Here is a 4257-nt window from a genome sequence, read left to right as displayed (position 1 = left end):
AGACGGCCTGCCCGGGGTGGAAACGGGGTTCTCCCAGGTCTGTGATGGTAAATGTGCGATTTTGCCGGGCAATGGTGTAGGTGGAGGTCTGCCCGAGATAGCGAATCGACGTGACGACCGCCGGAGATTCTTCAGCTGGGAATGCCTCTGGGTTGAGGTCGCCGGTGTCGCCTGGCCTGGAATCGGACGAGGCGGCAACCAAGGAGGCCCACTCGGGCCGAACAAGCAGGGTTACCGCGCGGTTGGTCACAACCCCCCGGGCTCCCCGGGCCGGAAGCAGGGCCCCATCCACCGTGCGCACTAAAAATAAGCCCGGGGCCGCCTCGGATTCCACACGTCCTTCGATATAATTCGACTCTCCAACGAAATCTGCCACAAACGTCGTTTGCGGCGAATGGTAAATATCCCCTGGCGATCCATCCTGCAGCAACTGACCGCGCTGAAACACGAGGATCCGATTGCCAAGGCGTATGGCCTCCTCCCGGTTGTGGGTGACGTACACCACGGCCGGCGCCCAGCTCGCTTTCATGGCCTCCAGCTCCTCCAACATGGTTCGGCGGAGAACCGCATCGAGGTTGCTGAGGGGTTCATCCATGAGCACAAGGGGGGGCTCGGCGATCAGGGCCCGGGCCAATGCTACGCGCTGGGCCTGGCCGCCCGACAGTTGCGCAGGAAATCGATGGCCGAGGCCATGGAGCTGGAACCGCTCGACAGCTTCATCCACCCGTTTCTCCCGTTCATTTTTTGCCATGGGTCTCTGCTCCAGCGGAAAACTCAAGTTTTTGCGGACTGTTTTGTGCGGCCACAAAGCATACGACTGAAAGACCATGCCGATCCTCCGTTTCTCGGGCGGCAGTGACCCCTCCCCGGCCCGGCTCACCCGTCGGCCAGCGATCACCACTTCCCCCCGATCGGGCACCTCAAATCCGGCAATGAGGCGCAAAAGGGTGCTTTTTCCACATCCGGACGGACCGAGGATCACCACGAACTCCCCGGGACGCACGCAGAGAGAAACTTCATTCACCGCGGGTTCCCGGGACCCTGGATAGGTCAAGCTGACTTCTCGAAGCTCCAGCGCAAGCTCAGCCCCCTCTTTCGCATCAAGGGAATTTTGGCGTGTACAGCTCCTGGGCACTGCGTCTCCGCGAGCGTACACCCTCCCTGAGCCCAACGTCTGATCCGCTCCCGGGTTCCCCCTTTCATCCCCGGACTGACCCGTCTGCGTTGAAGGGCGGTTCCGATCCACCCACAGCTTTTTGCGCAACCCTTCGGTGCGGATCAATGTCATCGCTCATCCCCTTTTCTCCGTAGATCGCCCCGGACGCCGGATTCTTCATCATCAGGGCCGCGGCCCCGGCGCTGACCACCGTCAGAATCGTTCCGAGGGCCGCACTCTCCAAGGTGTATCCACCCGATTCGAGATTAAACAGTGCCATGCCGATGGTCATTCCATCCGCACCGGCGAGAAGAGAGGACACCGTGAGTTCCGTGAAGGCGAACATGGCGATCAGCAGGACCCCTCCCATCACATCCCGCCTGAGAAGGGGAAACATGATGTGGCGAAGGGTCTTGCCTTCAGAAGCGCCGCTGATTCGGGCCGCTTCTTCAAGCTCCGGAGTCACCCGGGCCCAAGCCGCCACCCACACCCGAACCCCGAGGGTGAAAAACCGAGCGAGATAAGCGGCAAAAAGAAGAACCCACCCACTGACTGCAAGATCCAGTCCAGGCCACGGTCGCCAGTACGTCAACAGCACGGCCAAAGCGATTACCATGCCCGGCAGCGCATAAGGAATCACCCCCAGGATGTCCAGACCCCGGGCTGCCGGCGCACTCCCCCTGGCCAGGGCCTTCCCGATCGGTCGGGCCAGAAACAGGACCAGAAGAGCCGTGGGGATGCTGAGGCTCAAACTGTTCCAAAACCCCGTGAGAACGGCGGGAATTGCCGACCACACCGCCAGGTAGTGTTCAACAGTAACATTCTCCCATGTGAGAGGCACCCCATAGGCCGGCGTCACCGAGGTGAGCAGCAGTGCGACAAAAGGCCCTACCGCAGTTAACACCAACCACACCCCAAGTCCGAAAACAGCAGGAATTTTACCCCGGCCGAGAGGAAGGGGCAGCTTGGGGCTGGAGGGACCCGTCAATCGATAACGGGCAATCCGCCGACCAAGCCCCTGTATGAGAACCAGCAGGACAGCCAACATTGCCATCAGGGTCGCCAAAGCAGCCGCCTGACGAAAAGCCCCGGGTCCCAGACCGATGGCGAGTTGGTAAAGAAACGTGGCCAGCACGACCACATTCTGAGGAATGCCGAGAAAAGCCGGAATTCCGAAGTTGTCCATGGCACCGGCGGCGCTGATCAACGCGGAAGAAGCCACCGCAGGCATGAGCAAGGGAAGCTCCGCCGTCAGAAAAGCTTTCCAAGGGCCGGCACCGGAGATTCGCGCCGCGCGCCCGTAATCTCCTGGCACTGCGTGAAGAGCGGCCGCGACGAGCAGGTACACCACGGGAACATGGCTGGCTCCCATGACTACACAGATCCCCCCTAAACCCCCGTCCAGCCAGGAAAGGGCAAAGGAATAGAAGGGAAGCGCTTTTAATAAACCCTCGGCTCCGGCCCATTGCAACCAGGCAATGGAAAGGACGTAAGACGGGATAAACATGGGCATCAAGAACAGGAGCCGCAGCCCCCGCTTACCGGGGAGGTCGGTCCGTTCCGTCAAAATCGCCCCCGCCGTCCCGACGACTACGGCCAGAATGGTGGACGCCCCCATCACGATCCCTGTGTTGCGCCAGGCCTGTCCCCACAAGGGGTGACCGATCACGGCCTGGTAGGCCGCCACGGAGAATCCCCCTCCGGACCCCTGGAAAGAAGTCCACACCAGCCGGACCATCGGATATAAGGTGACCAGGATGAGGAGAGCCCCGGGCAGCCACAATCCTCTGCTTACCGCGGCTCTCTTGGATCGGCGTTCAGTTCCCAAAAAGGGCACTCCACTCTTTTTTGTCTTGGTCCCGTTCTGCCGCCAACTGCTCCGTCGGTGCGGAGAGAACTTTCAAGTCTGACGGCGATGGGCGCCCGGTAGGAGGCTGGATCCCGGGCCGGATCGGCAGGTACCCGAGACTTGCTTCCAGCTTCTGGCCCTCATCAGAGAGAATGAAGTCCACGAAAGCTTTGGCCGCGGCAGGGTTGCGGCTTTGCTTCGCGATGGCCACGGGCTCGGTGATCACCGGAACCCCGGATTTGGGATACACAAAAGCCACGGGAGAACCCTGTTCCTTAGCCCGAAAAGCCATAAAATCCACGATGATTCCCAAGGACCGCTCCCCGGTGGCCACCCGTTTCACCACGTCCCCATTCCCTTTAACCACCATCACATCGTTGTTTTTCAGTTGTTGAAAATACGACCAGCCAAGGTCCGATTGATTCCGAAATACGCCGACGGTGTACGCGGCGGCTCCCGAGTAGAGGGCACTTGGAGTCACCACTTTGCCTCGATTGGCGGGATCAATGAGCGTTTTCCAGTCCACCCCGGAAGGGTCCGGAAACTGCTTGGTGTTCACGATGATGCCGACGGGAATCATTTTCGTCGGGGTGTACATGTGATCAGGATCGGCCAGCACTTGAGGAATCTGGTTGGAGCCCGGGGGTTGATAGGGCATCAGGAGATCTTTCTTTTTTAGCGCTTCAAAAGTCGGGGCATCGGCCAACAGCATGACGTCCGCCCCCAGCGATCCCGCCTGGGCCTCGGTGTTGAGGCGAGCGATCACCTCTTCGGTACCAGAGCGAAAGACATCCACCTGAACCCCTGGATATTTGGCCTTAAAAGCTTGAACCAATTTATTAGCATCGGTGTCGGGTTGAGACGTGTAAAAGTGCAAGGTCCCGGAAATGGAGCCGGTCCCAACTGCACCCTCCGACGGGGCCGTAGCCCCTTGAGATCCACATCCCGCCAACCACACCGAAACCGACAAAACTGCGAGGGCACTCCATTGGAAGGCCCTGGTCTTCAACGCTAGCACGATGGCCCACCTCCTGGGATGGTTGTAATCAGCCCACCTCCTTCCCATGGTAGGACATGAACATGAACCGCCCGTTGAAGTCCAGTAAAAACTAAGTAGAGAAATTCAAAAGAAGTCATGAACCAAGATAGATCTCGGAGCGCTTGGAGGCATTGACCTGATCATCGGTGATAAGTGCCACCCCGAAGGATTTGGAAGGCCCTGTAGAGCTGCTCCAGGACGATCACCCGGGCC

The 4257-nt window shown here is 59.8% G+C and carries 4 protein-coding genes; all 4 read right to left on the bottom strand.

The window, feature by feature from the left end; all coding sequences use genetic code 11:
* The coding region (locus K6T64_RS16390; protein WP_288011218.1) for an ABC transporter ATP-binding protein at nucleotides 1-1156 on the bottom strand (1156 nt) is incomplete at its 3' end.
* Nucleotides 1157-1199: 43 nt separating this feature from the next.
* The gene (locus tag K6T64_RS16385; protein WP_288011216.1) at nucleotides 1200-2843 is read right to left on the bottom strand and encodes an ABC transporter permease; all 1644 of its coding nucleotides are present in this window, start codon (nucleotides 2841-2843) and stop codon (nucleotides 1200-1202) included.
* A 130-nt stretch (nucleotides 2844-2973) separates the two neighbouring features.
* Nucleotides 2974-4023, bottom strand: a complete 1050-nt coding sequence (locus tag K6T64_RS16380; RefSeq protein WP_288011213.1) for an ABC transporter substrate-binding protein — start codon at nucleotides 4021-4023, stop codon at nucleotides 2974-2976.
* Between the two features lie 161 nt (nucleotides 4024-4184).
* The gene (locus tag K6T64_RS16980) at nucleotides 4185-4250 is read right to left on the bottom strand and encodes a 23S rRNA (pseudouridine(1915)-N(3))-methyltransferase RlmH (RefSeq protein WP_353737842.1); all 66 of its coding nucleotides are present in this window, start codon (nucleotides 4248-4250) and stop codon (nucleotides 4185-4187) included.
* Nucleotides 4251-4257 lie beyond the last annotated feature (7 nt).

This window comes from Kyrpidia sp. (genome assembly GCF_023512215.1).
GTDB lineage: Bacteria > Bacillota > Bacilli > Kyrpidiales > Kyrpidiaceae > Kyrpidia > Kyrpidia spormannii.
The sequence above is the reverse complement of the archived record's forward strand: the minus strand, read 5'-3'. Positions and strand labels throughout refer to the sequence as shown.